This is a genomic window from Nonomuraea sp. NPDC052129, assembly GCF_040680095.1.
Classification (GTDB): Bacteria; Actinomycetota; Actinomycetes; order Streptosporangiales; family Streptosporangiaceae; genus Nonomuraea.
Map to the genome: position 1 here is coordinate 112,287 of NZ_JBFAVX010000031.1, position 21,492 is coordinate 133,778.

Consider the following 21,492-nt stretch of genomic DNA (forward strand, 5'->3'; position numbering starts at 1 on the left):
TCGTTGTCGCGGTGCCCGGACGTTCTCGCCGTAACCCTGCGCCCGCCCAGGGGCGTACCTCCGCGGTGGTGTCGGTGTACGGGGCCGCGTGCGGAGGATTACGCACGGGCCGTCATCTCGGGAGTTCTACCGGCCGCAACCGAGGAGGAGGCCGGACGGCGTGTAGACGCCAGGATGCAGCGACAAGCCTCTGCGAAGATCAGGAGTGAAAGGAGTTGGGATGCAGCCCGACCTTTCAAGCGCCACATGGCGCAAGAGCAGTCTCAGCGGGAACGGCGCAAGCTGCGTCGAGGTGGCGATCACCGAGGAGGTAATCGCGGTCCGAGACACCAAGAACCGAGCAGGCGGCATGCTCATGTTCCGCCCAGACGAGTGGGAAGCCTTCATCGGTGGTGTACGGCTAGGTGAATTCGACCTCTGACTCACGCCACGCACCCGCCCTCGGCAGGCCGCCGAGCAGAGGTGGCGCGGAGAGTGATGGAGCTACGCTGACGCACGGAGGTGCGTTTGTGACGTCCCAGCCCTCACGATCCGGCATCGTTCAGCAGCTCACAGAGCTCGTGGGTACGGTCATTCGTGAGCTTCGTCCTCGGCTGATCCAAGCCGCACTTTCGGGTGACCGCTCAGAGAGCCGGAACCTTCGACATGCTGACAACTTCCTGTCGGAGTACGACCTGTGGATGCACCGACGCTACCGGGAACTCCTGACGCAGATCTTTCCCTCGTACGTCTACGCGTCCGAGGAGGCGGACCCGCAGGTCATCGGCGACGATCCGGACCCGGATCTATGCGTCCTGGTCGACCCGCTCGACACGAGCGAACTGGCTGTGCGGGCTTTGTACGGCTACACGCACGTCCTGGTCTACTCGCGGAGCCTCGCTCGTCCGATCGCGGCCGTAGTGGGTGACATCTTCCACCACCTACAGATCTATACCGCCGGCCGCGACGATGCCGGACAAGAGCGGGCCTTCGTCTTCACCCAGGACGGCGCGTCCTATCCACTGCGACTCAACCGGTCTGCTCAGCTGCCAGAGTCGCTGATCACGAACTACTTCATGAAGCCTTCTGAGCGCTTCGTACCGCTCGCTCAGCAGACTCGCCTGATAGAGCAGTTGGGCCAGCGCTCTCAAGACGGTGTCAACCGAGGCAGGATCGGCGTTGACTTCGGCTCGATAGGGCTGTGCCACGTCGCGGCAGGTTTCAGTGACGCCATGATCGAGTTCGCCAAGGGCTTCGCCACCTGGGATCTCGCTCCAGGGCACTACATCCTCCAGGCGGCCGGAGGGGTCGTCCTCGACCTCCAAGGCCGTCCACTGCCGCTGGACTATGGGTTCGGCACCATGGCCGACATTCGGAAAGCCATGGACCGCCGATACAAGTTCGTCGCCGCCTCCCGTGTGCCTCTTGCCCAAGACATTCTCTCCGCCATGACCCTCACCGAGTGAGGAATATGGCCGCTCCCCTTGCTGGGAGGCGGTCCACGCTGACGGGACGCCGGGCCGGTTCCGCAAGCGGATCGCTAGCCGGGCGTCCCGTCGCGCTCGCTTCTTCGGGCGAGGCGCTGGGCTTGCCCGTTGTGCACATCGCCTACCCACTCCCAGCCGGGCTTGGCCGATGGGCCGATCCGCGGGTCGCTGGGATCATGGCCCTCACGCAAGGCGAGCACGTACGCCCGATCCTGCTCGATCCGCGCGTTTACCTGATCAGCTCCGCCGACTGACCCGTGCCCAGGGACGAGGACATCGACGTCGCCCGCCACGCTCTCCAGCAGTCGCAGCGCTGCTAGGTAGTCCTCGATCGGGTCAGCGGTGCCGTTCAGGTCGAGCATCGGAACCAGGACATCAGAGAGCATGTCGCCGGCGACGAGAACTCCGCGTTCCTCGATGAACAGCGCCGCATGGCCCGGTGCGTGCGCTTGGTGCTCGATGATCCGGGCTTGGGGGCCATCCCATGGGATCTGCGCCGTCTCGGCGGGCAGGGCGGTGATGAGGCCGAGCAGGTCCAGCGGTACCTGTCCGGCGATTTCCGTCTCAAGCAGGTGGGCGGCTATGCGGTCCTTCGCACCCGGATCGGAAAGCTGATCCCGGACACTGGCCGCGCAGCGGGCCGTGCCGTAACGAGGGGCCGCGCCGAGCTGGGCGTGCCAGAGCAGGTGATCCCAATGCGGATGCGTCGAGAAGCCTGCCACCACGGTCTGGCCCGAATCGGACAGGTCGTTCGCGAGGCAGGCCAATTCGTGGTTCTGCACCCCGGGGTCGATGAGCAACACGCCAGCCCGGCCGTGCACGACAACGGCGTTGCTCTGGCAGAACTCGCTCTCGTGGATCAGCACACCCTCCGCGACCTGCCTCAGCACGGGTGGCCCCTTCCGCTTGTGGTTTGCAACCGCTTTCGCGACCGTAGTACCGGGCGGTGGTAGATTGCAAGCACTATGGGCGAAGTGTATGAGCCGCGGTCGGGGTGCCCGATCAACGCCACCGTCGAGGTGTTCGGTGATCGCTGGAGCCTGCTCGTCCTCCGCGACATCGTCTTCGGAGACCGCCGCTATTTCCGAGAGCTGCAGGCCGGCTCAGAAGAGGGGATCGCGTCGAATATTCTCGCCGACCGACTCAAGCGATTCGTCGAGTTGGGATTGCTCACCCGTGAGGACGCGCGAGCCGGCCAGCGGGCGCGCTACAGCCTGACCGAACCCGCGATCCAACTCGTACCCGTGTTCGCGCAGCTCGGCAGCTGGGGGCTTCGCCACCGGCCCACGAGCCGCGCGCTGCGCGTCCGCGCCGAGCTTCTCGAACAAGGCGGCCCCGCGCTTTGGGAAGAGTTCATGGACGAGCTTCGCCACTCGCACCTCGGCTCCGAAACCCCAACGCGATCACCGAGCGTTCGCGAGCGCCTGAACGCGGCCTACCTCGCTGCCATCGACTCCTCGTAGCTGCCAGGCAGTCGACTTCGTCAGGCTTCGCGCTGCGGCGAGATGCCCAGGGCCGCGCAGGCGCCGTCCACGGCCGCCTGGCGGAGCTCGTCCTTTGGTACGTCGGTGAACTGGATCGTGCAGTCCTGGAGGCCGCCGAAGGCGATCACGGCCCGGGTGGCCTGCTCGAGCGTGGGTTCGGGGCCGTGCAGCAGCTTCGTCAGTCGCCTGCGCCAGTCCAGCACGAGGTCGATCAGGCCCAGGTCGGCGAGCGTGGTCAACTCGCTGAGCATGAGCACCATCGCTTCGCGGTGGCGGTAGTGGAAGTCGAAGTAGCCCTCCAGCAGGGCACGGGGGTCGACCTCGTCCAGTGCCTCCTGGCTCGTCAGGAACGCCTCTTCCTCGTCGATGATCGGCTGCACGATGCTGCGGACCAGGTCCTCGCGTGAGGAGAAGTGGTAGTAGAGCGCCGGCTTGGTGATGCCCAGCTGGTCGGCGATCTCCTGAAGGCTGGTCCGCTGCACACCTTTCTGGGCGAAGAGCTCGCGGGCGACGTCCTGGATCCGCTGCTTGGTGTCAGAGGGACGAGGCATGCCGTAAGTCTATCTGACTTAATGATAGGTAAGTAACCATGTTACGCTTACTTATCGTTAAGAAAGGAAGCGTGCACATGCGGATTCTCATCTCCGGCGCCAGCGTTTCCGGGCCGGTACTGGCGTACTGGCTGACCAGGCACGGCTTCTCCGTCACGGTCGTCGAGCGCGCGCCGGCTCTGCGCAAGACCGGTGGCCACGCGGTCGACCTGTTCCGGCCCGCTATGAACATCTCGGAGAAGATGGGCGTGCTCCCGCGTGTCGAGGAGCGGGCCACTGGCGCGAACCGGATGACCGCGTACGGGGAGGGCGCGCGGCGTCCCGTACGGGTGGAGCTCTCCAAGATCTTCGGCGCCACCGAAGGCCGGCACGTCGAGATCATGCGCGACGACCTGAGCGAGATCTACTACGACGCCACAAGCGACGACGTCGAGTACATCTTCGGCGACTCGATCACCGCGATCTCGCCCGACGGCGAGGTGCGGTTCGAGAATGCCGCGCCGAGCCGTTTCGACCTCGTCGTCGGCGCGGACGGGCTGCACTCCAACGTGCGCCGCCTCGTCTTCGGCGACGAGTCCCGCTTCAGCGCATTCATCGGGGCCTACCTCGGGGTGCTGACCCTGCCCAACGCCGCCGATCTCGACGGCGAGCTCCTCATGCACGTCGGCGTCGGCCGCACCGCCGGCATGTACGGCGCGCGGCACCTCGGCGAGGCGCGGGCGATGTTCCTGTTCCGGAGCGAGCGCGAGCTCGACTACTCCCGCCACGACGTGCCCCGGCAGAAGGAGCTGCTGCGCGGCGCGTTCAGGGGGCTGCACGCCGACGTGGACCGCTGGCTGGACGAGCTCGACCGCACCCCGGCGTTCTACTTCGACTCGATCACTCAGCTTCACATGGACACCTGGTCGCGGGGGAGGGTGACGCTCGTCGGCGACGCGGGCTACTGCCCCGGCCCTGCCGTCGGCGGCAGCACCAGCCTGGCCGTCGTCGGCGCGTACGTCCTGGCCGGGGAGCTGGCGCGGGCGGGCGGTGACCATGAGCGCGCATTCCCCGCCTACGAGCACGCGATGGCGGAGCACGTGCGCGGCAGCCGCGCCGTCGCGCTGAGCGCGGCGAAGACCCTGGTCCCCACGTCCCGCCTCGGCGTGCGGGGACTGGTCCAGGGCCTTCGCCTGATCTCCGCCCTGCCTGCGGGGCCCAGCCGCGCCCTCGTCCGCCTCACCACCAAGAGCGCACGCCTCTACAACTCCATGATCGTGGACGACTACCCGGTGTCGCCCACCGCATCAGTACGCCGGGTCGGCCTGGAGAATCACTGAAGATCATTTTCAGCGGAGTTGCTGCTCGAAGCCCGAGATCATGGCCCGCAACCCTGCCTTGAACCACTGGTCGTAAAACGCCGCCGCCACATTGCCGTCCCCCGTCGTCGTGGTGCCCGGTGGGGTGCCGACCTGGGCCAAAGCGTGGCCCAGGACATAGACGGCTACCGACTGGATCGCGGTGAGTGCGTCCTGGCGTGGGATTCCCGCTGCCTCGAAGCGGTTCAGTAGCCCGGCCAGCAGTTCCAGGCCCAGGTCGATGTCCACTGGGTGGGTGGCCAGCAGGGGTACGGCGTGCGGATGGCCGAGCAGCATCAGCCGGTAGGAACCCGCGAACCGGGCCAGCGCCTCGGGCCATGGCGTGTCGGCGTCGAGGTCGATCACCGCCTCGGCGAACAGGTGGTCGACCACTGCGGCGAGCACCGCGTCCCGGTTCGGCAGGTGGCGATACAGGGACATGGCCGCGACCCCGAGCTGGGTGCCGAGGCGGCGCATGGTGAGCGCGTCGAGCCCCTCGGCGTCCAGTACCTCGATGGCCGCGGCCACGATCCGTTCGCGGGTCAGGACGGCTGGGCGTCCCCTGCCGCGCCGGGGTGCGGGCTCGTTCATCCGGTCAGCGTAGCGATCAGCGTGGTGGCCAGCATGAGCAGGGACAGAGCGCCCACCACCAGGTGCTGAACGTCTACCACCACGTCATGTCCCTCGGTCGGCAGGATCTTGAGCGTACGGCTGTACTCGCGCTGGTACGTCTCCCGCTGCGCGGCGGTGCCGGTGCCGAAGTAGGGGAGCCACCAGTTCCACAGGTGTCCGCCGACTATGACGACGGAGAGTGCGGTGGCGGCGAGCAGTGACCAGGTTCGGTGCAGTGCGACCCCGGCCGCGATCAGTAACGGGAACGGGTAGTTGATGCCCGCCGCGAGTACGCGCTGTCCGACGTTGCCGGGCCGCAGGTCGTTCAGCGGGAACATCGGCACCCACTCGGTCACGACGAGCCAGCCGAGCCAGACGAGCGGGACGATGATCGCGATGGTGGTGGTCATGGCGCTACCTCCTGGTTGATTTTGAGTACGATGTAAGCTTACGTCGTACTCAAAATCAGCACAATAGGGTTGCCCGAGATCGAGCCGCTGCGACATCCTCGGGGGATGATTGACGATCGGCGTATGGTGCGGATCTCCAAATACCTGTCCAAGCACCTGCGTCACGAGCCCGAGCGGATCGGGATCGAGCTGGACGAACGCGGCTGGGTGGACGTCGACGTCCTCCTCCGGGCCGCCGCCTCCCATGGGTTCCCGATCGACCCGGCCGATCTGCACCGGGTCGTGGCGGGCAACGACAAGCAGCGGTTCGCCCTTGAGAACGGCAGGATCCGCGCGAACCAGGGGCATTCCATCGAGGTCGACCTGGACCTGCCGGTGGCGACGCCGCCCGCGTACCTGTACCACGGCACGGTGGCGAAGAGCCTGCCCGCGATCCGGGCCGAGGGGCTGCGGCCGATGAACCGCCACCACGTCCACCTGTCGCCCGACCGCGAGACGGCGACGCGGGTGGGGGCGCGGCGGGGCAGGCCGGTGGTCCTGCCGGTGGACGCCGGGGCGATGCACGACGCGGGACACGAGTTCCGGGTCAGTGCCAACGGGGTGTGGCTCGTGGACGAGGTGCCACCCACGTATCTGCGTTTCCGGGAGTGACATCAGACTTTCGTCAGGGGTGGTCCTGGACGGTCGGCGGATCTTTTCCGGGCCGCCGATTTCTACCGTCGTCACCATGAAACGCAAGCTCATCGGCGTCCTGGCGGCGACAACGGCGCTGACCCTCGCCCTGACCGCGCCCGCCGCCGGCTCGACTGTACGAGTGGCGCCGACCCCGGCCGCCATCGACGCCTACCTCACCAAGGTCGTGGAGTCCACCGGGCTGCCGGGTATGTCCGTCGTGGTCACCCATAACGACCAAGTGATCCACGCCGCCGGCTACGGCCAAGGCTCCGACGGCAAGCCCGTCACCGCCGACACCCCCATGCGCGTCGCCTCCGTCAGCAAGTCGTTCACCGCCATGGCCGTGATGACGCTGGTCGACGCGGGCAAGATCAAGCTGGACGGATCGGTCGCCGAGCAGCTGCCCGGCTTCCAGCTGGCGGATCCGCGCGGCGCGGCGATCACCGTACGTCAGCTGCTCAACCAGACCTCCGGCCTGTCCGACACCACCCTCGACATCAACGCCCTGGAGGAGACCACCTCCCTCGCCCAGTACGTGGACCGGCTCAAGACCGGCGCGCTCGCCACCGACCCCGGCACCCACTGGGCGTACTGCAACGCCAACTACGACCTGGCCGCCCGCCTGGTCGAGGTCGCGAGCGGGCAGAGCTTCGACGACTACTTGAAGCAGCACGTCTTCGCCCCGCTCGGCATGACCCATAGCGCCCTGCGGAGTGAGGTGGTCCGGCCCTCGGACGGCTACAACTCGGTGTTCGGTGCCTGGCTGGCGCGCCCCGAACTGCCCGGGTTCCTCGACGGCAGCGGCTCCGGCGGGGTCATCACCACCGCCGCCGACATGGGCGCCTGGCTGATCAACCAGAACGGGAAGGGCAAACCGCTCGTCACCTCCCAAAGCCTGCGGACCATGCACAACCCGTCCAAGGTCAGCGACTACGGCATGGGCTGGAGCCGCGACAGCGACACCAAGCTGCTCGTGCACTCCGGCAACCTGTTCACCTACACCGCCGTCGAGGCGATCTCCCCTGAGACCGGCTACGGCTTCGCGGTCATGACCAACAGCGCGTCCCTCACCGACGACACGTACGCCGTCGCCACGGGTCTGTTCGCGATGACCCAGGGGCGGACGCCGGAGCTGCCGGGTGGTGGGCGGCAGACGTTCGAGCTGGTGCTGGGCCTCATCGGGCTGGCCGCCATCGGGCTGGGCATTCTGGGCGTGTGGCGGTCGCGACGCTGGGCGGCCGGGCGGGCCGGGCGTCCCGGGTGGCGGATCGCGCTGCGGATGGTGCCGGTGCTGCTGCCGGCCGCGGTGCTGGCGGCGTATCCGGACCTGATCTCGTTCATCTCGAACGGGCGGACGATCACCTGGGCCCAGCTCACCTACTTCCCCGTACCGTTGACGATCACCCTGGCGGTCGCGGCGCTGGCGGGAGTGGCAACGACGGCGATGCGGATCGTCCGGCTGCGGGAGCTCAAGGCTGACACGATTCCGCAGGTCATCCCGTCTGAGTCGATAAGGTCTGGTAGGTGAGAAACGGCGCGATTCTGGCGGTGGTCGCGGGGATCAGCCTGGTCAACGGGCTGTACCTCGACCACATCCCGACCTGGCGGCAGTTGCTGTTCGCGGTCATCGCCGTGGTCGCCTACCTGCACGGCAGACATCTTCCGGTACGCCGGGACTGGCTCGTCCTGGGCGCGGTCGCGATACCCGGTGTCGTGGAGCTGGGCGTGAGCCTCTGGGACGGGGTGGGCGCGCTGATGGCCATGGCGCTGTTCGCGGTGCTGCCCTGGCTGGCGGGGCGGTTCCGGCGGCAGCAGGCGGAGCTGGTCGAGGCGGGGCGGCAGCGGGTCGGTCAGCTGGAGCGGGAGCAGCAGTACACCGCCGAGCGCGTCAAACTGCATGAACGCGCCCGCATCGCCGCCGACATGCACGATTCGCTCGGGCACGAGCTGGCGCTGATCGCGCTGCGGGCCGGGGCCCTGGAGCTGGCGGCCGACATGAACGAGACGAACCGGGAGGCGGCCGCCCAGCTGCGCGCCTCGGCGGTCACGGCCACCGACCGGCTGCGCCGTACCATCGGGGTGCTGCGGGACTCGGGCGGCGCCCCCACGGACCCACCGGACGAGTCGATAGAGACGCTGGTCGAACGGGCCGGGCGGGCCGGCATGGCGGTGACCTTGAGCCGCGACGAGAGCTCGGCGGTCCTGCCGCCGCTGCTGGACCGGGCCGCGCACCGGGTGACGCAGGAGTCCCTGACCAACGCCGCCCGGTACGCACCCGGCGCCGAGGTCCGTGTCACCATCGAACGCCGCGCCGACATGGTCGCCGTCACGGTGACCAACGCACCCTCGCTCACCAAAGCGCAGTCCACAGGGGGCGGTGGGACCGGGCTGGCGAGCCTGCGCGAACGCGTACGCCTGCTGGGCGGCACGCTGGAAGCCCGGCGCACGAGCGAAGGTGGATTCACCGTGACGGCCCGGTTGCCATGGCCGAAAGACACAGGGGAGAGCGGATGATCCGGGTGCTGCTGGCCGACGACGAGCCCATGGTCCGGGCCGGGGTGAAGTCGATCCTGGCCACCGACGCGGGCATCGAGATCGTCGCCGAGGCCGCCGACGGCAGGGAGGCCGTCGAGCTGGCCCTGGCGCACCGCCCGGACGTGGCGATGCTCGACATCCGCATGCCCCGCCTCGACGGCCTGTCCGCCGCCGCCGAGCTGCGCGCCGCGCTTCCGGAGGTGGCGGTGGTCATGCTGACCACGTTCGACGAGCGCGAGTACGTGGCCAGGGCGCTCGCGGAAGGCGCGGGCGGCTTCCTGCTCAAGGCCGCCGACCCGCGCGAGCTGATCATCGGCGTCCGGGCGGTCGCGGGCGGCGCGGCGTACCTGTCACCGCGCATCGCCCACCAGGTGATCGCCGAGCTGAACGACGGCAGGCTCACCCGGAACACCACCGCCCGCAAGCGGACCGAATCCCTCACGCCCCGCGAACGCGAGGTGCTGGCCCTCGTCGGCCGCGGCCTGTCCAACCAGGACATCGGCCGCGAGCTGTTCGTGTCGGAAGGCACGGTCAAGGCCCACGTCAGCGCCATCCTCCTGCGTCTGGAGGTGAACAACCGGGTCCAGGCCGCGATCATGGCCTATGAGGCGGGGCTAATGAGCTGACTCGTCGTACGGCAGCAGGCTCGGCGCGCTGTTGTGCACCTGCTGGAAGATGACCGACGTACGGAACCCGGCGATCTCCCGCCGCTTGCTGAGCCGGTCGAGCAGGAAGGCGTGCAGGTGGTCCAGGTCCTGGACCGCCACGTGCAGGAGGAAGTCGTCCCCGCCCGCCAGGACGAACACGCTCAGCACCTCCGGCTGCTCGGCCGCCGACTGCTTGAACGTCTCGATGACGGTCCTGCTCAGCGGGCGGACCTGGACCGAGACGAGCGCCTGGACGCTGCGGTTCAGCGCCGCCGGGGCGATGTCGGCGTGGTAGCCGCGGATGACGCCGCGCCGGGTGAGGGCGCGGACGCGTTCCAGGCAGGTGGAGGGGGCGACACCCAGCTGTCTGGCCAGTTCCCGGTTCGATTGCCGCGCATCCGTTTGAAGAAGCCGAATGATTCCCGAATCAAGTTCATCCACGGCGGCATTATCCCCAGAGAACCGATCAAACGTTCGCCAGAAGGCTGCCACCACAACGCGTACGGCTACTTTCGGCTGATATGTCGGAACAAACGAAAGGTCGCCTGAGTGCCGGTCAGGGCACGGCGATGCTGCTGGGCGGGGTACTCGGACCGGGCATGCTGGTGCTGCCCCAACTGGCCGCCGAGGCCGCGGGCCCGGCGTCGATCCTGGCCTGGGTGGGCCTGCTGGCGCTGAGCGCACCGGTGGCGATCACCTTCGCCACGCTCGGCACCCACTACCCGAACGGCGGCGGCGTGGCCGCCTTCACCGGTCTCGCGTTCGGCGGGCGGGCCGCCGCGGTGGTCGGCTGGTGGTTCTACGGCGCCGTCCCCATCGGCATCGTGGCCGGCGCGCAGGTCGGCGCGGTCTATGTGGCCAACACCCTGGGTGTGGACAAGACCGTCGCCGCTGCCACCCTGCTCGCCGCCGCCTTCCTCGCCAACGCCGCGGGCCTGCGCACCTCGGGACGGCTGCAGGTGGCCATGGTGCTCCTGCTGATCGCGCTCCTCGCGACGGCCGTCGGCACCGCCGCGCCGCACGCCAGCGCCGCCAACTTCACCCCGTTCGCCCCGTACGGCATGGCGGGCGTGATCTCCGCGGCCGGAGTGCTCTTCTTCGCCTTCGTCGGCTGGGAGGCCGCCACCCACCTGTCGGCGGAGATCACCGACATCAGGAGGGCCACCACGGTGACCCTGACCGTGATCTCCGTCCTCTACCTGAGCGTCTCCATCACCTCGATCGCCGTCCTGGGCCGAGCGGCACCGCTGTCCGCCCTGCTGGAGACCGGCATCGGCGCCGCGGCCGGCCCCATCATCACTACGGCGGCCATAGCCCTCACCTTCGGCGCCATCAACACCTACATAGCCGGCGCCGCCCGCCTGGGCGCGTCCATGGCCGGGAGCGGATCCCTGCCGCCCTGGTTCGGGAAGGGCGGAACCCCCTATCGCAGTCTGGCCCTCCTGGCGGCTCTGACCGCCCTGATCATGTTGCTGCCGGCGGACCTGGACACCCTCATGAGAGCCACCTCGGCCTGCCTGGCCGCGGTGACCACGGCAGGCGTGGCGGCGGCCGTCCGCATTCTGCCGCCGGGAAAACCGCGCAACACGGCCATCGTGGCAACTGTCCTGTCCTGCATAGCCCTGGCCTGCTGCGGCGCGTATCTAGCGGTTCCGGCGGCACTATCCCTGATTGGCCTGCTGGTGGCAAAGCCGTACCCTCGACGCCCGAAACCGTGTGCGGCGGGTAGCGGGTAGCCCATGCGTGCCGTACAAGGAAGAGAAACAGACCCCTCACCGAACGGAAGAGGGACGCGATGACCGACTACGCAAAGGCGAGAGAGCTCGGCGAGCAGGCCCGGGAGAAGGAGTGGACCCGCCCGAGCTTCGCCAAGCAGTTGTTCCTGGGCGACCTCCGTCTCGACCTGGTCCACCCGGCCCCCACGCTGGCCGAGGAGGCGGCCAAGCGCGGGGAGGATTTCGTCAGGGCCGTCCGGCGCTACCTCGACGCGCACGTCGATCCCGCCGAGATCGAGCGGACCGCGCAGGTGCCCGACCAGGTGGTCAAGGGGCTTGCCGAGCTCGGGGCGTTCGGGATCACGATCAGCGAGGAGTACGGCGGGCTCGGCCTGCCCTACCTGTACTACTGCCGGGCGCTCATGCTCGTCGGGTCGTACTGCCCGGCGCTGGCGACGCTGCTGTCGGCGCATCAGTCGATCGGGGTGCCGCAGCCGCTCAAGCTGTTCGGCACCGAGGAGCAGAAGCGGGAGTACCTGCCGAGGTGCGCGCGCGGCGAGGTGTCGGCGTTCCTGCTGACGGAGCCGGACGTGGGCTCCGACCCGGCGCGGCTGTCCACGACCGCCGTCAGGGACGGCGACGACTACGTGCTCGACGGCGTCAAGCTGTGGACGACGAACGGCGTGATCGCCGACCTGCTCGTGGTCATGGCCCGTACCGGCAAGAAGATCAGCGCGTTCGTGGTCGAGGCCGACTCGCCCGGCATCACGGTGAAGAGGCGCAACGCCTTCATGGGGCTTCGGGGCATCGAGAACGGCGTCACCGAGTTCGCGCAGGTCAGAGTGCCCGCCAAGAATCTCATCGGGCGTGAGGGCGAAGGGCTGAAGATCGCCCTCACCACGCTCAACACCGGACGCCTGTCGCTGCCCGCCACCTGCGCGGGCAACGCCAAGTGGGCGGTGAAGATCGCCCGTGAGTGGGGCAACGCCCGGGTGCAGTGGGGGCGCAAGGTCGGCGAGCACGAGGCCGTCGCCACGAAGATCGCCTTCATCGCGGCCACCGCGTACGCCCTGGAGGCCGTCTGCGAGCTGACCAGCCGCATGGCCGACGACCAGCGCAACGACATCAGGATCGAGGCCGCGCTGGCCAAGCTCTACGCCTCCGAGCTGTCCTACCAGGTGCTCGACGAGCTGCTCCAGATCAGGGGCGGTCGCGGCTACGAGACCGCCGAGTCGCTGGCCGCGCGGGGCGAGCGCGGGGTCCCGGTCGAGCAGATGCTGCGCGACTCACGGATCAACCGGATCTTCGAGGGCTCCTCCGAGATCATGCGGCTGCTGATCACCCGCGAGGCGGTCGACGCCCACCTGTCGGCGGCCGGGGAGCTCATCAACCCCGACGCCTCCAGGAAGGAACGCGCGCAGGCGCTGCGGCAGGCCGGCCGCTTCTACGCCCGCTGGCTGCCGACGCTGGTCGCGGGCAGCGGCAACCTGCCCGCCGCCTACGCCGACTTCGGGCCGCTGGCGGCCCACTTGCGTTTCGTCGAGCGGACCAGCAGGAAGCTGGCCCGGTCCACCTTCTACGGCATGTCCCGCTGGCAGGGGCGGCTCGAACACAAGCAGTCCTTCCTCGGCCGGATCATCGACATCGGGGCGGAGCTGTTCGCCATCACCGCGGTCTGCGTCAAGGCCGAGGAGGACGCCCGTGACCTGGGCCGTCGGCCGTACGAGCTGGCGGACACGTTCTGCCATCAGGCGCGGCGGCGGGCGGAGGCACTGTTCGCCAAGCTCTGGGACAACAGCGACACCCAGGACACCCGGCTGGCCCGCTACGTGCTCGACGGCCGTTACACCTTCGTCGAGGAGGGCATTCTCGACCCGTCCATCGAAGGGCCGTGGATCGGATCGCCGCAGGGCGGAGAGAGCGTGCGGAGAAAGATCCTCTGACGCGCGGTCTAGACCGGTTGTGAGGTTTCCGGCGTCCTAGTGTTTTCAAACCGAGACCAACCGGTATAGACCAGACCGAGAATAGAGGCTTACTCTGACGCAAACGCGTTGAGCTGTGACTCACGCACCGGCCGCTGGTACGGACCAGCGAGACCCGTCCGATGAGAAGGCGGTACTTCGGTGAACATGAAACTTGTGGGCGGTGCGGCTCTCGGCCTGGCAACCGTGCTGGTCCTGTCCAGCTGTGGCTCAGGAGGAGGCACCGGCACGGCCGGTGCGGGCGACCAGAAGTCCTCGGCCGGCGGCCCGGTGACGCTCAAGATGGTCGCCGCCGACTACGGTGACGGCCCCGGCAAGCCGAACTCCGGTGAGACGTTCTGGAAGGGCGTCGTGGACGAGTTCCAGGCGGCCAACCCGAACATCAAGGTCGAGGTCCAGGTCATCAACTGGAACGACATCGACAAGCAGGTCGCCACCATGGTCCAGAACGGCCAGGTGCCCGACATCCTGCAGACCGGCGACTACTCCGGCTTCGTCAAGGACCAGCTCCTCTACAAGGTCGACGAGGTCCTGTCGCCGAACGTCTCCAGCGACATGCTGCAGAAGTTCGCCGACTTCGGCAAGGTCGACGGCGCCGCGTACGGCATCCCGTTCGTCTCCTCCGCCCGCGCCCTGTTCTACAACAAGGACCTGTTCCAGAAGGCCGGCATCGCCGAGCCGCCCAAGACCTGGGACGAGCTCAAGGCCGACGCCGAGAAGCTGAAGAAGGCCGGCGTCAGCCAGCCCTTCGGCCTGCCGCTCGGACAGGAGGAGGCGCAGGCCGAGTCCTTCCTGTGGATGCTCGGCAACGGCGGCGGCTACAAGGACGCCTCCGGCAAGTGGGCGATCAACTCCCCGCAGAACATCGAGACGTTCAACTACGTGAAGGGCCTGGTCAACGCCGGTCTGACCACCCCGAACCCGGGCACCAAGGACCGCAAGACGGTCTGGGAGGACTTCGGCGCCGGCAAGGTCGGCATGGTCAACGGCGGCCCGATGTCCATCCCGATCTTCGACGCGGCCGGGCTGAAGAACTACGGCGTCGCGCCGATCCCCGGCAAGTCCGGCCCGCTCGACACCACGCTCGGCGTCATGGACTGGATCATGGCGTTCAACAAGAACGGCCACGCTGCCGAGATCAAGAAGTTCTTCGACTTCTTCTACACCGGCAGCGCCGCACAGAAGATCAGCGACACCTACAAGCTGCTGCCCGTGACCAACGGCGGCATCCAGAAGCTGTCGGGCGACGAGAAGCTCAAGCCGTTCCTCGACGCGCTGCCCAACGCCAGCTTCTACCCGTTCCAGGACCCGAAGTGGGCCGAGGTGAACCCGCAGATCAAGCAGACCATCGGCGGGGCCGTCAAGGACGACCCGGCCAAGGTGCTCGGCGAGCTCCAGAAGACCGCCGACGCCGGCTGATCAGTCGGGGGCCCGTACGGCCGGCGCTTCGCGTTCAGAGCGCCGGCCGTACCGTTACGGAAGGTTCCGCATGAAAAGGTTGCGCGTCCTGGAGCCCCTGGCCTGGGTCGGGCCCGCTGTTGTGCTGATCGCGGTGGTCGTGCTCTGGCCGGTCTACGAGATGATCCGCTCGTCGTTCCTGAAGATCAGCCGGTTCGGCGTGGTCCAGGGCGGCAACGGCGTGGCGAACTACGAGAAGCTGTTCGGTGAGAAGGACTTCGCGGACATCATGGTCCGCAGCGTGATCTGGGTGGTCGCGGTCGTCGCCCTCACCGTGCTGATCTCGCTGGCCCTGGCCCAGCTGTTCAACCAGCGCTTCCCCGGCCGCAAGATCGCCCGCTGGGCGCTGATCGCGCCGTGGGCGGCCTCGGTGCTGATGACGGCGATCATCTTCAAGTGGATGCTCGACCCTGAGGTCGGCGTAATCAACCAGATCAGGCTCAAGCTCGGCCTGATCGACGCGATGGGCGGCGCCTCGGCCGACCAGCTCGGTGACGCCTCGACGGCGATGCCATGGCTGGTGTTCGTGGCGGTGTTCGTGTCGGTGCCGTTCACCACGTACGCGCTGCTGGCCGGTCTGGCGACAATCCCCAACGACGTCTACGAGGCGGCCAAGATGGACGGCGCCACCCGGCTGCGGACGTACTGGTCGATCACGCTGCCGCTGCTGCGGCCCGCCCTCACCGTCGCCGCGCTGATCAACGTCATGAACGTCTTCAACAGCTTCCCGATCATCTGGGCCATGACGCACGGCCAGCCCGGATACTCGACGGCGACCTCGACGATCCTGATGTTCATCCTCAAGGGCTCCAACATCGGCGAGTCCGCCGCCATGTCGGTCGTCAACTTCGGCATGGTGATCATCCTGACCGCGATCTTCCTCAGGGTGTCCCGCTGGAACAAGGAGGTGGCGTGATGGCCGTCAAGACGGCGCCGACGCTGTCCACCCACCACCACGCCAAGCCGCCCCGCCCCGCCTCGCGCGGCCTGCCCAGGCTCAAGACGGTGATCGTCGCGGGCAGCGCGTACGTGATCGCGTTCATCTTCCTGTTCCCGTATCTGGTGATGCTGCTGACCTCGCTGCGTCCCCAGGAGACGCTGCGCGACGTGACGTTCTTCCCGTCGCAGTGGGAGTGGTCGAACCTGACCAACTTCTGGACCAGCGGCCTGGCCGGCAACCTCATGGTCACGCTCAAGGTGGCGGCGGGTTCCACCATCCTGGTGCTGCTGGTGGCGCTGCCGGCCGCGTACTACACGGCCAGGCACAACTTCAGGTGGCGCACGGCGTTCCTGATCCTGGTGCTGATCACCCAGATGTTCCAGCCGACGGCCATGCTGGTCGGCATCTACCGCGAGTTCTTCCAGTTCGGGTTGGTGGACTCGATCTGGTCGCTGATCCTGGTCAACGGCGGGTTCAACCTGGCGTTCGCGGTGTGGATCCTGAACGCGTACTTCTCCTCGATCCCGCGCGAACTGGAGGAGGCGGCGTTCATCGACGGCAACGGGCGGTTCGGGGCACTGTTCCGGATCACGCTGCCGCTGGCCATGCCCGGGGTCATCACCGCGCTGATCTTCACCTTCATCGCCGCGTGGAACGAGTTCGTGGTGGCGTTGACGCTGACCACGACACCGGCGAACCAGCCGCTGACGGTGGCGCTCAACTCGTTCATCGGCCAATACCAGGTGGACTGGCAGAACCTCTTCGCCGGCTCGGTGATCGCCACCATCCCAGTGATCATCCTCTTCGCTCTGATCGAGCGAAAGGTGGTGGGAGGTCTGACGGCGGGCTCCATCAAATAGCCGGCCGCAACAGCCATCCCCGCCCGGGCCTCCTCCACCGGCCCGGGCCCCTCAGCCGCCCCGCACGCCGGTGGCGGCTGAGGTGGTTACTGGGGTACGCGGGCGACGCAGAAGACCGTCTGACCGAAGGGCGGCCGGATGAAGCGCTCGATGAGGCGCGTGGCCGGAACCACCGTCCGGTCATAGATCTTCACGAGTCGCGGATCCGGATAGCCCACGCCACCCCGGCGGACGGCGGCCCACCAGGCGATGCCACCCAGGAAGTTGATCGGCTTCAGCACCTCGGCCTCCAGCCCCGCCTTGGCGACCGTCGCGCCCAGGGTCTTGGGGGTGTAGCGCTGGACGTGCCCGACCTTACGGTCGAAGTCTCCATAAAGCTGCATGTAGCCGGGCACCCAGATGACGATCCGGCCGCCGGGCTGCGTGACCCGGGCCAGCGAACGCAGCGCCTCGGCGTCCTCCTCGATGTGCTCCAGGACGTTCATCAGGATGACCGTGTCGACCTTGTCCTCAAGCGGGATCTCGGTCGGCAGGCCGAACTGCAGCACACCGATGTCGTCGCGCCCCTCGAAGCGCTTGCGGAGCTGCTCGACGCAGTAGGGGTCGAAGTCGCTCACCACGAGACGGTCGAGACGCGGCAGGAACTGCTCGGCGAAATGGCCCAGCCCGGACCCGATCTCCAGCATCGAACGGCCGACATGCGGGGCGACCATGTCGAACTCGTACTGCCGATAGTTCTTGGCCTCGTCCCCACCTAGGTGGTTCTCCAGGGCCTCGTCACCGGCCGCCGGTTGTACTACACGGTCATACCCAGAAGACATAGTGCCGTTCCTTCGAAGGGCTCATGGATTTGTGCGAGTCTAATGCCCCAGCAGCGCCGATGGTCACCTCATGGGTCAAACGCCCTTCCCCGAACCCCCTCTGATGCGGTGAAATCTGACTCGTTCATGGACGACGACGAGGCCATCGGCCGCTCCCTCGCCGGCGACCTGACCGCCTACGAGGCGCTGGTCGCCCGCTACAGCGCGCTCGCCCACCGCACCGCCGCCATGCTCGGTGCGGGGGACGAGGCAGAGGACGTGGTGCAAGAGGCGTTCGTCAAGGCGTTCAGGCATCTGTCGACCTTCCGCAGGGACGCCCCTTTCCGGCCGTGGCTGCTGCGGATCGTGGCCAACGAGACGCACAACCTGACCCGGTCGCGCGGGCGCAGATCCGAGCTCACCGTACGGCTCAGCGCCACGGCCGACCTCAAGGCCCCCGACGACCCCGAGGGTTCGGCCGTCGCCACGGACCGGCGCGCCCGGCTGCTGGAGGCGGTACGCCACCTGCCGGAGCGGGAACGCCAGGCCGTCGTCTGCCGGTACTTCTTACAGCTGACGGAGGCGGAAACCGCCCAGGTGCTCGACTGGCCGCTCGGCACCGTCAAGTCCAGCACGCATCGCGGCCTCGCGCGGCTCAGGGAGGAGGTGGGCAATGAGCTCGCATGACCCGTTCGACGACCTGGCCGCCGAACTCACGGCCCTCGCCGACTTCCTCGACGTCCCCAACCCATCGCCGAGCGACGTGGCCTCAGCCGTCCGCGCCCGCCTGGAGCCCACCCCAGACACGCCCACGACTCCTGAGGCGCCCGGTGTGCCCGACGTCAGGCGGCATCCCCCGGCGCCGGGTCGGCGGGAGGATGAGCGGCGGCCTCCGGCGCAACGCAAGCGGCGGGCAAGATGGCAGATCGTGGCAGCCATCGTCGTGGCCGTCATAGCCATCACCGCCGCAACCCCGCAGGGCCGCGCCGCCGTGCGCGCGATCCTCCACTACGCCGGCATCGAGCTACGCCTGGGCGAGTCCACCCCCGAGCCGGTCACCACCCCCACGCCCCTGCCGGGCGAGCACGCGGTGGCCCCGGCGGACCTGGCCACCCAGGTGAGGTTCCCCATCAAGACCCCCACCGCGCTGGGCACCCCCGAGCGCGCCACGGTGAGCGACAACGGCCGCGTGGCGTCGCTGTTCTGGCCGGGCGGCATCCGCCTGGACCAGTTCGACGGCACGCTCAGCCCGTACTTCTTCAAGAGCGTTGGCCCACCCTGGCCCGAGGACGTCCGGGTCGGGGGCGTCACCGCCTGGTGGCTCGGCGGCGAGCATCCGCTCGGCTACCTCAAGCGCGAGGACGGCACGTCGGTCCCCCTGCGCCAGGCCCAGCCCACCCTCATCTGGCAGTCCGGCACCGTCGGCTACCGCCTGGAAGGAGCCGGCACTAAAAAGCGCGCCGCCGAGATAGCCGCCACACTCCTCCAGTAGCCGTCTCACGCCGGTAGCGCCTCGCGCCGGCAGAGCCGGTCACTCCGGCAGGGTCAGCCAGTCGTCGATCTCCTTCAGCAGCTCCTTGCGCACCCCCTCGGGTGCCGTGGACGCCCTGATCGACTGCCGCGCCAGCTCGGCGATCTCCTCATCACCAAAGCCGTAGACCTCCCGCGCCAGCTCGTACTGCCGCAACAACCGCGCCCCGAACAGCAACGGGTCGTCGGCCCCCAGCGCGATCGGCACCCCCGCGTCGAACAGCCTGCGCAACGGCACGTCCGCCGCCCGCTCGGCGACGCCCAGGCCCACGTTCGAGGTCGGGCACACCTCGCAACAGATCTGCCGTTCAGCCAGCCGCTCCATCAGCCACGGGTCCTCCGCCGCCCGTACCCCGTGCCCGACGCGATCCGCGTGCAGGTCGTCCACGCACTGCGCGACGCTGCGGGGGCCGAGCAGCTCACCCCCATGAGGTACGGCCAGCAGCCCCGCGCGCTTGGCGATCCGGAAGGCCCGCTCGAACTCCCTGGCCGCGCCGCGCCGCTCGTCGTTCGACAACCCGAACCCGACGACCCCCCTGCCCTGGTATTGGACCGCGAGCCTGGCCAGCGTGTTCGCGTCGAGCGGGTGCTTGGTGCGGTTGGCCGCCACGACCACCGCGATCCCGATGCCCGCCAGTACGGCGGCCTGGGCGGCGGCGTCCAGCATGAGCTCCAGCGTCGCCGTCAACCCGCCGAACCGCGGCGCGAACCCCGACGGGTCCACCTGGATCTCCAGCCATCGCGACCCGGCCGCCGCCTCGTCCTCGGCCGTCTCCCGCACCAGCCGGTAGACGTGCTCCGGCTGCCACAGCACCGACCTGGCGATGTCGTACAGTCGCTGGAACCTGAACCACCCACGCTCATCGGTCGCGCGCAACTGGGGCGGCCAGTCCTGCTCCAGCGCGTCGGGCAGGTGCAGGCCCTGCTCGCGAGCCAGCTCGATCAGCGTCGAATGCCGCATCGAGCCGGTGAAGTGCAGGTGCAGGTGAGCCTTGGGCAGCAGGTCAAGCGGGCGTGGCATTTCCATATCTTGCCACTCAACCTGTATGCCCGTTCGTGCGTTGGGAGGGGCGAAAGGGGACCCCGCCCATGACGGATGAAGATGAAACGGCATTCGACGAGTTCCTTGCCGCACGCAGCACCTCGTTGTTACGCACCGCGATCCTGGTCTGCGGAGCCACCCACCACGACGCCGAGGACCTGGTCCAGCACGCTCTGGAGAAGGTCTACCGGCACTGGTCCCGAATCCGGCACGACAACCCCGAGGCGTACGCGCGCAAGGTCCTCGTCAACGCGGCGATCAGCCGGGCTCGGCGGCGGCGCGTCGTGCAGGAGATCACGTTCGCCCGGCCGCCCGACACCGCCGCGAAATCGCCCGACCTGGACCTGCGCGACACGCTCATCGAGGAATTGCGCAGGCTGCCGCCGAAGATGCGGGCCGTGATCGTCCTGCGCTACTGGGAGGACCAGTCGGAGTCGGCCACCGCGTCGCTGCTCGGCTGCTCGCTCGGCACCGTGAAGAGCCAGGCGGCCCGGGGACTCGCCAAGATCCGCGAACGCATGACCGTCGCAGAAGGAGCGATCCGATGAAGACCGAAGAAGAAGCCATCGCCGACGCCATGGCCTCACACGTCGCCGGCGTGCACGCCGGGCCGACGCTCGGCAGGGACGTGCGCCGCCGCCACCGCGCGCACGTGCTCAGATTCCGTACGGCCGGCGCCGCCCTGGTCACGGCCCTGGTCGCCGTGACCGTGCCGGCACTGATCAACTCGGGGGAACCCCCCAAGACCCAGCACGCGGCCACCGGTCCGGACCGGGCCGTGATGGACTTGGTGACCGTCCCCAGTGTCGTCGACATGCCCGCCGCCAAGGCGGTCGCGACGCTGAAGCAGGCCGGACTGGTCGTCGAGGACCCGGAGACGGCCACCGAAAAGGGGCAGGTGCGCGCGCAGGCCCCGGCCGCCGGCCAGGAGGTGCCGAAGGGGACGAACGTGCAGCTCACCGTCGGCCCGGAGGTCTCGCTGCCGCAGGACCTCGGCGACCTGGGCGACGGCAGGAAGTTCGGCGGTATCCATGTCGGCTACCTGCCCGACGGGCTCGAATGGGGCAAGTGGTCGGGCAAGAACGGCTTCGGCAAGACGAGCTATACGACCACTTTCACGGAGCCCGGACAGGAAGAGGGCTTCTACGCCGTTCAGGTGGTCGTGTTCGCGGATGAGGCGAGCAAGCAGATCGCGCAGCAACTGGCGACGTACTCCAAGGACGGCGCCGAAATCCTCGACATCGCCGGCAAGCGGGCATACCTGGCAAAGATCACAGAAGGCGGCGAGGTCGACTCCGGGCCCGGCGACAGCACGACGAGCACCATTGGCTGGACGCTGCGCGAGGGGCTGGCGGTCGAGGTGTATATCAGCCCGGACTATGCGAAAAAGGTTGACGCGGGTGCCGAGTTGAAGAAGATCGCCGAAGGGATCGAACCCGTTAAGTGAT

Annotated in this window: 24 protein-coding genes; 17 read left to right on the forward strand and 7 right to left on the reverse strand. The window is 68.3% G+C overall.

Annotation, left to right across the window (positions count from 1 at the left end):
* Positions 1–220 precede the first annotated feature (220 nt).
* Together AB0L53_RS44830 and AB0L53_RS44835 are read left to right on the forward strand one after the other, a co-directional pair.
* A complete protein-coding gene (locus AB0L53_RS44830; protein WP_364008412.1) occupies positions 221–421 on the forward strand; it encodes a DUF397 domain-containing protein in 201 nt (66 codons plus the stop codon).
* An 88-nt stretch (positions 422–509) separates the two neighbouring features.
* Positions 510–1,445, forward strand: a complete 936-nt coding sequence (locus AB0L53_RS44835; protein WP_364008415.1) for an inositol monophosphatase family protein — start codon at positions 510–512, stop codon at positions 1,443–1,445.
* 74 nt (positions 1,446–1,519) lie between these two features.
* Here AB0L53_RS44835 and AB0L53_RS44840 read toward each other — a convergent pair whose 3' ends face one another.
* Positions 1,520–2,332: an MBL fold metallo-hydrolase gene (locus AB0L53_RS44840; RefSeq protein WP_364008418.1), complete on the reverse strand. Its 813-nt coding sequence runs from the start codon at positions 2,330–2,332 to the stop codon at positions 1,520–1,522.
* 108 nt (positions 2,333–2,440) lie between these two features.
* Here AB0L53_RS44840 and AB0L53_RS44845 point away from each other — a divergent pair, with 108 nt between their 5' ends.
* Positions 2,441–2,929: a helix-turn-helix domain-containing protein gene (locus tag AB0L53_RS44845; protein WP_364008421.1), complete on the forward strand. Its 489-nt coding sequence runs from the start codon at positions 2,441–2,443 to the stop codon at positions 2,927–2,929.
* 20 nt (positions 2,930–2,949) lie between these two features.
* Here the strand turns inward: AB0L53_RS44845 and AB0L53_RS44850 are convergent, their stop codons facing one another.
* Positions 2,950–3,501 carry a TetR/AcrR family transcriptional regulator gene (locus AB0L53_RS44850; protein ID WP_364008424.1) on the reverse strand — a complete coding sequence of 184 codons (552 nt, stop codon included), beginning with the start codon at positions 3,499–3,501 and terminating at the stop codon, positions 2,950–2,952.
* Positions 3,502–3,578: 77 nt separating this feature from the next.
* Between AB0L53_RS44850 and AB0L53_RS44855 the strand changes: the two genes are divergently transcribed.
* The gene (locus AB0L53_RS44855) at positions 3,579–4,820 is read left to right on the forward strand and encodes an FAD-dependent monooxygenase (RefSeq protein WP_364008427.1); all 1,242 of its coding nucleotides are present in this window, start codon (positions 3,579–3,581) and stop codon (positions 4,818–4,820) included.
* A 9-nt stretch (positions 4,821–4,829) separates the two neighbouring features.
* Here AB0L53_RS44855 and AB0L53_RS44860 read toward each other — a convergent pair whose 3' ends face one another.
* Positions 4,830–5,429 (reverse strand): TetR/AcrR family transcriptional regulator C-terminal domain-containing protein, encoded by a 600-nt coding sequence (locus AB0L53_RS44860; protein ID WP_364008430.1) that lies wholly within the window; start codon positions 5,427–5,429, stop codon positions 4,830–4,832.
* Positions 5,426–5,860 (reverse strand): hypothetical protein, encoded by a 435-nt coding sequence (locus AB0L53_RS44865; protein ID WP_364008433.1) that lies wholly within the window; start codon positions 5,858–5,860, stop codon positions 5,426–5,428. The genes AB0L53_RS44860 and AB0L53_RS44865 overlap by 4 nt, the downstream gene beginning before the upstream one ends.
* 108 nt (positions 5,861–5,968) lie before the next feature.
* Between AB0L53_RS44865 and AB0L53_RS44870 the strand changes: the two genes are divergently transcribed.
* The 4 genes from AB0L53_RS44870 to AB0L53_RS44885 all read left to right on the forward strand — a co-directional run bounded on the left by AB0L53_RS44870 (position 5,969) and on the right by AB0L53_RS44885 (position 9,696).
* On the forward strand, positions 5,969–6,511 hold the full coding sequence (locus AB0L53_RS44870; protein WP_364008511.1) for an RNA 2'-phosphotransferase: 543 nt from the start codon (positions 5,969–5,971) through the stop codon (positions 6,509–6,511).
* Between the two features lie 76 nt (positions 6,512–6,587).
* The gene (locus AB0L53_RS44875; RefSeq protein ID WP_364008436.1) at positions 6,588–8,063 is read left to right on the forward strand and encodes a serine hydrolase domain-containing protein; all 1,476 of its coding nucleotides are present in this window, start codon (positions 6,588–6,590) and stop codon (positions 8,061–8,063) included.
* Entirely contained in the window at positions 8,060–9,049 is a 990-nt protein-coding gene (locus tag AB0L53_RS44880) for a histidine kinase (protein ID WP_364008439.1), read from the forward strand. The genes AB0L53_RS44875 and AB0L53_RS44880 overlap by 4 nt, the downstream gene beginning before the upstream one ends.
* Positions 9,046–9,696, forward strand: a complete 651-nt coding sequence (locus tag AB0L53_RS44885) for a response regulator transcription factor (protein ID WP_357962230.1) — start codon at positions 9,046–9,048, stop codon at positions 9,694–9,696. The genes AB0L53_RS44880 and AB0L53_RS44885 overlap by 4 nt, the downstream gene beginning before the upstream one ends.
* Here the strand turns inward: AB0L53_RS44885 and AB0L53_RS44890 are convergent.
* On the reverse strand, positions 9,685–10,158 hold the full coding sequence (locus AB0L53_RS44890; protein ID WP_358554734.1) for an Lrp/AsnC family transcriptional regulator: 474 nt from the start codon (positions 10,156–10,158) through the stop codon (positions 9,685–9,687). The two genes, AB0L53_RS44885 and AB0L53_RS44890, sit on opposite strands and share 12 nt — an antisense overlap.
* An 80-nt stretch (positions 10,159–10,238) precedes the next feature.
* Here AB0L53_RS44890 and AB0L53_RS44895 point away from each other — a divergent pair, with 80 nt between their 5' ends.
* From AB0L53_RS44895 to AB0L53_RS44915, 5 genes are all read left to right on the forward strand, one after another.
* Complete coding sequence (locus tag AB0L53_RS44895; protein ID WP_364008443.1) at positions 10,239–11,453, forward strand: amino acid permease; 1,215 nt, start codon at positions 10,239–10,241, stop codon at positions 11,451–11,453.
* Positions 11,454–11,512: 59 nt separating this feature from the next.
* Positions 11,513–13,375 (forward strand): acyl-CoA dehydrogenase family protein, encoded by a 1,863-nt coding sequence (locus tag AB0L53_RS44900; protein ID WP_364008446.1) that lies wholly within the window; start codon positions 11,513–11,515, stop codon positions 13,373–13,375.
* A 186-nt stretch (positions 13,376–13,561) separates the two neighbouring features.
* A complete protein-coding gene (locus tag AB0L53_RS44905) occupies positions 13,562–14,833 on the forward strand; it encodes an extracellular solute-binding protein (protein ID WP_364008514.1) in 1,272 nt (423 codons plus the stop codon).
* Between the two features lie 70 nt (positions 14,834–14,903).
* Positions 14,904–15,788 carry a sugar ABC transporter permease gene (locus AB0L53_RS44910; RefSeq protein WP_358449985.1) on the forward strand — a complete coding sequence of 295 codons (885 nt, stop codon included), beginning with the start codon at positions 14,904–14,906 and terminating at the stop codon, positions 15,786–15,788.
* Complete coding sequence (locus AB0L53_RS44915; protein ID WP_364008450.1) at positions 15,788–16,672, forward strand: carbohydrate ABC transporter permease; 885 nt, start codon at positions 15,788–15,790, stop codon at positions 16,670–16,672. Before AB0L53_RS44910 ends, AB0L53_RS44915 begins: the two co-directional genes overlap by 1 nt.
* An 86-nt stretch (positions 16,673–16,758) precedes the next feature.
* On the opposite strand, the gene AB0L53_RS44920 is transcribed toward AB0L53_RS44915, so the two are convergent.
* On the reverse strand, positions 16,759–17,493 hold the full coding sequence (locus AB0L53_RS44920; protein ID WP_364008453.1) for a class I SAM-dependent methyltransferase: 735 nt from the start codon (positions 17,491–17,493) through the stop codon (positions 16,759–16,761).
* Positions 17,494–17,601: 108 nt separating this feature from the next.
* On the opposite strand from AB0L53_RS44920, the gene AB0L53_RS44925 reads away from it, so the two are divergent.
* Together AB0L53_RS44925 and AB0L53_RS44930 are read left to right on the forward strand one after the other, a co-directional pair.
* The gene (locus AB0L53_RS44925; protein WP_364008456.1) at positions 17,602–18,159 is read left to right on the forward strand and encodes an RNA polymerase sigma factor; all 558 of its coding nucleotides are present in this window, start codon (positions 17,602–17,604) and stop codon (positions 18,157–18,159) included.
* Positions 18,146–18,964: a hypothetical protein gene (locus AB0L53_RS44930; RefSeq protein WP_364008459.1), complete on the forward strand. Its 819-nt coding sequence runs from the start codon at positions 18,146–18,148 to the stop codon at positions 18,962–18,964. Before AB0L53_RS44925 ends, AB0L53_RS44930 begins: the two co-directional genes overlap by 14 nt.
* Before the next feature lie 39 nt (positions 18,965–19,003).
* On the opposite strand, the gene AB0L53_RS44935 is transcribed toward AB0L53_RS44930, so the two are convergent.
* Complete coding sequence (locus AB0L53_RS44935; RefSeq protein ID WP_364008462.1) at positions 19,004–20,023, reverse strand: adenosine deaminase; 1,020 nt, start codon at positions 20,021–20,023, stop codon at positions 19,004–19,006.
* A 68-nt stretch (positions 20,024–20,091) separates the two neighbouring features.
* Between AB0L53_RS44935 and AB0L53_RS44940 the strand changes: the two genes are divergently transcribed.
* Both AB0L53_RS44940 and AB0L53_RS44945 read left to right on the forward strand, forming a co-directional pair.
* On the forward strand, positions 20,092–20,592 hold the full coding sequence (locus AB0L53_RS44940; protein WP_364008465.1) for a SigE family RNA polymerase sigma factor: 501 nt from the start codon (positions 20,092–20,094) through the stop codon (positions 20,590–20,592).
* Positions 20,589–21,491 (forward strand): PASTA domain-containing protein, encoded by a 903-nt coding sequence (locus AB0L53_RS44945; protein ID WP_364008468.1) that lies wholly within the window; start codon positions 20,589–20,591, stop codon positions 21,489–21,491. The genes AB0L53_RS44940 and AB0L53_RS44945 overlap by 4 nt, the downstream gene beginning before the upstream one ends.
* Position 21,492 lies beyond the last annotated feature (1 nt).

What these genes read in the sequence shown, in the direction of transcription:
- AB0L53_RS44885 (WP_357962230.1), top strand. Translation starts at nt 9,046, where the DNA reads ATGATCCGGGTGCTGCTGGCCGACGACGAGCCCATGGTCCGGGCCGGG.
- AB0L53_RS44830 (WP_364008412.1), top strand. Translation starts at nt 221, where the DNA reads ATGCAGCCCGACCTTTCAAGCGCCACATGGCGCAAGAGCAGTCTCAGC.
- AB0L53_RS44860 (WP_364008430.1), bottom strand. Translation starts at nt 5,429, where the DNA reads ATGAACGAGCCCGCACCCCGGCGCGGCAGGGGACGCCCAGCCGTCCTG.
- AB0L53_RS44945 (WP_364008468.1), top strand. Translation starts at nt 20,589, where the DNA reads ATGAAGACCGAAGAAGAAGCCATCGCCGACGCCATGGCCTCACACGTC.
- AB0L53_RS44915 (WP_364008450.1), top strand. Translation starts at nt 15,788, where the DNA reads ATGGCCGTCAAGACGGCGCCGACGCTGTCCACCCACCACCACGCCAAG.
- AB0L53_RS44875 (WP_364008436.1), top strand. Translation starts at nt 6,588, where the DNA reads ATGAAACGCAAGCTCATCGGCGTCCTGGCGGCGACAACGGCGCTGACC.
- AB0L53_RS44930 (WP_364008459.1), top strand. Translation starts at nt 18,146, where the DNA reads ATGAGCTCGCATGACCCGTTCGACGACCTGGCCGCCGAACTCACGGCC.
- AB0L53_RS44865 (WP_364008433.1), bottom strand. Translation starts at nt 5,860, where the DNA reads ATGACCACCACCATCGCGATCATCGTCCCGCTCGTCTGGCTCGGCTGG.
- AB0L53_RS44935 (WP_364008462.1), bottom strand. Translation starts at nt 20,023, where the DNA reads ATGCCACGCCCGCTTGACCTGCTGCCCAAGGCTCACCTGCACCTGCAC.
- AB0L53_RS44855 (WP_364008427.1), top strand. Translation starts at nt 3,579, where the DNA reads ATGCGGATTCTCATCTCCGGCGCCAGCGTTTCCGGGCCGGTACTGGCG.
- AB0L53_RS44920 (WP_364008453.1), bottom strand. Translation starts at nt 17,493, where the DNA reads ATGTCTTCTGGGTATGACCGTGTAGTACAACCGGCGGCCGGTGACGAG.
- AB0L53_RS44905 (WP_364008514.1), top strand. Translation starts at nt 13,562, where the DNA reads ATGAAACTTGTGGGCGGTGCGGCTCTCGGCCTGGCAACCGTGCTGGTC.
- AB0L53_RS44850 (WP_364008424.1), bottom strand. Translation starts at nt 3,501, where the DNA reads ATGCCTCGTCCCTCTGACACCAAGCAGCGGATCCAGGACGTCGCCCGC.
- AB0L53_RS44910 (WP_358449985.1), top strand. Translation starts at nt 14,904, where the DNA reads ATGAAAAGGTTGCGCGTCCTGGAGCCCCTGGCCTGGGTCGGGCCCGCT.
- AB0L53_RS44900 (WP_364008446.1), top strand. Translation starts at nt 11,513, where the DNA reads ATGACCGACTACGCAAAGGCGAGAGAGCTCGGCGAGCAGGCCCGGGAG.
- AB0L53_RS44940 (WP_364008465.1), top strand. Translation starts at nt 20,092, where the DNA reads ATGACGGATGAAGATGAAACGGCATTCGACGAGTTCCTTGCCGCACGC.
- AB0L53_RS44895 (WP_364008443.1), top strand. Translation starts at nt 10,239, where the DNA reads ATGTCGGAACAAACGAAAGGTCGCCTGAGTGCCGGTCAGGGCACGGCG.